The sequence below is a fragment of the uncultured Wocania sp. genome, from assembly GCF_964021735.1.
GTDB lineage: Bacteria > Bacteroidota > Bacteroidia > Flavobacteriales > Flavobacteriaceae > Wocania_A.
This window is the reverse complement of sequence record NZ_CAXIBN010000246.1, coordinates 1-3,670: the sequence shown is the minus strand read 5'-3', so window position 1 is coordinate 3,670 and position 3,670 is coordinate 1. Positions and strand designations below refer to the sequence as shown.

Here is a 3,670-nt window from a genome sequence, read left to right as displayed (position 1 = left end):
AAAAAACATTGAGTAAAGCGCGACCACTTACGCTGAGCGTAGTCGAAAGGTGGGTAACACCCAAGAATTAATTATTTAATGGATTATACCCCAAATAAGGCACTTCTTTTTCGTTAAACTGAATACCAAAATCTTTTAATTCTTTTAAAATGGGTTGGTAAACTTCTTTAGTAATAGGCATTTGTACACCAGGAGTTGTTATTTTTTTATTTAATATAGCAAGTGTAGCAATAGCAACTGGTAAGCCAACGGTTTTCGCCATAGCGGTATAAGTTTGGTCGTCGCCAAGCGTAACCATTGTGGCGTCTATTTGGTGTTTTTTACCGTTAAGTTCGTATCCAAATTTATGGTACATAACAATCATATCTTTATCGTTTTCTTCAAGTGTCCAACTATCCATGAGTATTTTTTGAAGAATTTGAGCTGGTGTTGCCTTTTTAAGCTCAACTCTTTTTTTAGCATTAAAAATATCCAGTTCTACAAGCTTGTCCCAAACAATATCATCTTGATCTATTTTAAGCGCATGCCTTAATTTTAATTCCACAGAATCTGTGGGACTATAGGTTAAAAAGGCATTAACAAAATCGCGATAGCTCATGTTTTCGCTATCTTCAATGGTATAGCTATCGTCTGTCATTCCTAAGGTTACAAAAATATTCCACGCACGACTAAAACCAACACGACGCATGGTGCCGCGATATAATGTTTTAATATTATCTAATCCGTATACACTTTGGTATTTTAAAGAATCGCGGTTGGCATAAACTTCAAAACGCCCAAAACCATCAACTTCTAGAAATTCGGTGCGTCTAAACAAACGGTTGTACGGAATATATTTATAAGTGCCTTCTTGTAAAAACTTAGCAGCACTACCTTGTCCTGCAACAACCACATTTCTGGGGTTCCAAGTAAATTTATAATTCCATAAATTATTATCGCTTTCAGGTGCAACTAATCCGCCAGTAAACGATTCAAATAAAATAACGTTACCGCCTTTATCTCTAATGCTGTCTAAAACCTGCATAGCACTCATGTGATCTATACCAGGATCGACACCAATTTCATTCATTAAAACGAGTCCATTTGCTTTAGCATCATCATTTAAAGCTTGCATTTCTGGGCTTATATAAGATGCCGTTACCATATGCTTTTTATATTGAATACAGTTTTTTGCCACTTCTATATGAAAGCGTGCAGGTAGCATAGATACTACAATATCTGCATTTTTAATTGCCTCAATACGCGAAATTTCATTAAAGACATCTAATGTAATTGCAGTCGCGTTTTTATGATTACCAATTAGTTTTTTAGCGTTTTCAGTATTGATGTCGCCAATAGTGATATAAAGATTTTCAGACTCAGATTTATCTAATAAATATTTTATAAGGAATGATGTAGATTTTCCAGAACCAATAACTAAAATCTTTCGCATAGTGAGATTTGTTGAGTAATTTTGTTTTTAAAATTAAGTGTGCTTTTAAGCGATTTAGTTTTGCGAATTTAATAAATATAAAAAGGATTTTTTACGAATAATCTATATAAATTATGAATAAGAAAATTTTAATTGCTGCATCCATATTAGGAATAATCAGCATTATTCTTGGCGCTTTTGGCGCACATGGGTTAAAAGAATTAATCTCGGTTGAATCTATTCAAACTTTCGAAACAGGTGTGCGCTATCAAATGTATCATGCAATATTATTACTATTTGTTGGAAATAGTTTGTATATAACCAAAAAAACAAAACGACTTGTTTTTTACTTCATATTGATTGGTGTGATTTTCTTTTCAGGCTCTATTTATGGTTTAGCAACTAATACATTAACAGCTTTCAATTTTAAAACTATCGCATTTATAACACCAATTGGTGGTTTATTATTAATTTTAGCTTGGGGTTTTTTACTTGTTGATTTCTTAAAAATTAAGTCTAAAAATGATAATTAAATAATTTGTAGGGTTAAAATAATGTTTAATTTTGCAGAATAAATAATTTTTATAATAAACAATGGTAAATAATAACCAAGTTACGAAAACGATTGCGTTAGAATCTTACGGAATTAAAAATGCCAAAGTACATTATCAACTTACACCAAAAGAACTACATAACATTGCTATTGAAAAAGGGCAAGGTAAAGAAGCCTCGTCTGGAGCTTTAGCGGTTAATACAGGAGAGTTTACGGGGCGGTCGCCAAAAGATCGATTTATTGTAAAAGATGATATAACTAAAGACCGCGTTTGGTGGGGTAATATTAATATCCCATTTGATGCCGATAAGTTTGATGCATTATATAATAAGGTTGTAGATTATCTTTCTAATAAAGACCTTTATGTAAGAGATAGTTTTGCTTGCGCAGATGAAAATTATAAATTGAATATTCGTGTTATAAATGAATATGCTTGGAGTAATCAGTTCGCATATAATATGTTTTTGCGCCCTACTGAAGATGAGTTGAAAGATTTTGATCCCGAATGGACAGTGGTAAACGCCCCAGGTTTTATGGCTGTACCAAATGAAGACGGAACACGTCAACACAATTTTGCTATTTTAAATTTCACAAAAAAGATAGCTTTAATTGGAGGAACAGGTTATACTGGAGAAATTAAGAAAGGTATTTTTTCTGCCTTAAATTTTATATTGCCAGTATTTAAAAACACATTACCAATGCACTGTAGTGCTAATGTTGGAGCAGATGGAGATACGGCTATTTTCTTTGGATTATCTGGCACAGGTAAAACAACATTATCAACAGATCCTAACAGAAGTTTAATTGGTGATGATGAGCATGGTTGGACTAACGAAAACTCTGTATTTAATTTTGAAGGGGGTTGCTATGCTAAAGTTATTAATCTCTCGAGAGATAACGAACCAGAAATATACGATGCCATTAAAAAAGGAGCCATTCTTGAAAACGTTATTTTAGATGAAAAAGGACATGTCGATTTTGAAGATATTTCAATTACACAAAATACAAGAGTAAGTTATCCTATTTATCATATTGAAAATATAAAAGAACCGTCTATTGGGAAAAATCCAAAAAATATTTTCTTTTTAACCGCTGATGCTTTTGGAGTTTTACCTCCAATTTCTAAGTTAACACCTAGTCAAGCAGCGTATCATTTCATTTCAGGTTATACGGCAAAAGTAGCAGGAACAGAAGCTGGAGTTGTAGAGCCAACTCCAAATTTCTCAGCATGTTTTGGTGCGCCTTTTATGCCGCTTCATCCAGCAAAATATGCCGAAATGTTAAGTAAGAAAATGAAAGAATCTGGAGTTAATGTTTGGTTAGTAAATACAGGGTGGACTGGAGGTCCTTACGGTGTTGGAACAAGAATGAAATTAAAATATACACGCGCTATGATTAATGCTGTTTTAAATGGCGATTTAGGATTGTATACTTATGATAATTATCATATACACTCTGTATTTGGAGTGGCTCAACCTAGATCGTGTCCAGGTGTTCCTACAGAGGTTTTAAGTCCGCGAACAACGTGGAACAACGATGAAGCCTACTATAAAACGGCATTTAAATTGAGCAATGCTTTTAGAGAAAATTTCAAGAAATTTGAAGTACATTGTAGTGAAGAAATTAGACGAGGCGGACCACAACGGTATGCGTTCTAATATATATAAAGAATAACTCACTCAAAACAAAAAGGGCTATTTTATTAA

General features: G+C 33.2%; 3 protein-coding genes. 2 read left to right on the top strand and 1 reads right to left on the bottom strand.

The window, feature by feature from the left end:
* Positions 1–67: 67 nt before the first annotated feature.
* Complete coding sequence (locus AADI82_RS14440; RefSeq protein WP_341217122.1) at positions 68–1,432, bottom strand: saccharopine dehydrogenase C-terminal domain-containing protein; 1,365 nt, start codon at positions 1,430–1,432, stop codon at positions 68–70.
* Between the two features lie 113 nt (positions 1,433–1,545).
* Here AADI82_RS14440 and AADI82_RS14435 point away from each other — a divergent pair, with 113 nt between their 5' ends.
* Together AADI82_RS14435 and pckA are read left to right on the top strand one after the other, a co-directional pair.
* Positions 1,546–1,944 (top strand): DUF423 domain-containing protein, encoded by a 399-nt coding sequence (locus AADI82_RS14435; RefSeq protein ID WP_341217121.1) that lies wholly within the window; start codon positions 1,546–1,548, stop codon positions 1,942–1,944.
* Positions 1,945–2,005: 61 nt separating this feature from the next.
* A complete protein-coding gene (pckA, locus tag AADI82_RS14430; RefSeq protein WP_341217120.1) occupies positions 2,006–3,622 on the top strand; it encodes a phosphoenolpyruvate carboxykinase (ATP) in 1,617 nt (538 codons plus the stop codon).
* The last annotated feature ends 48 nt before the right edge of the window (positions 3,623–3,670 follow it).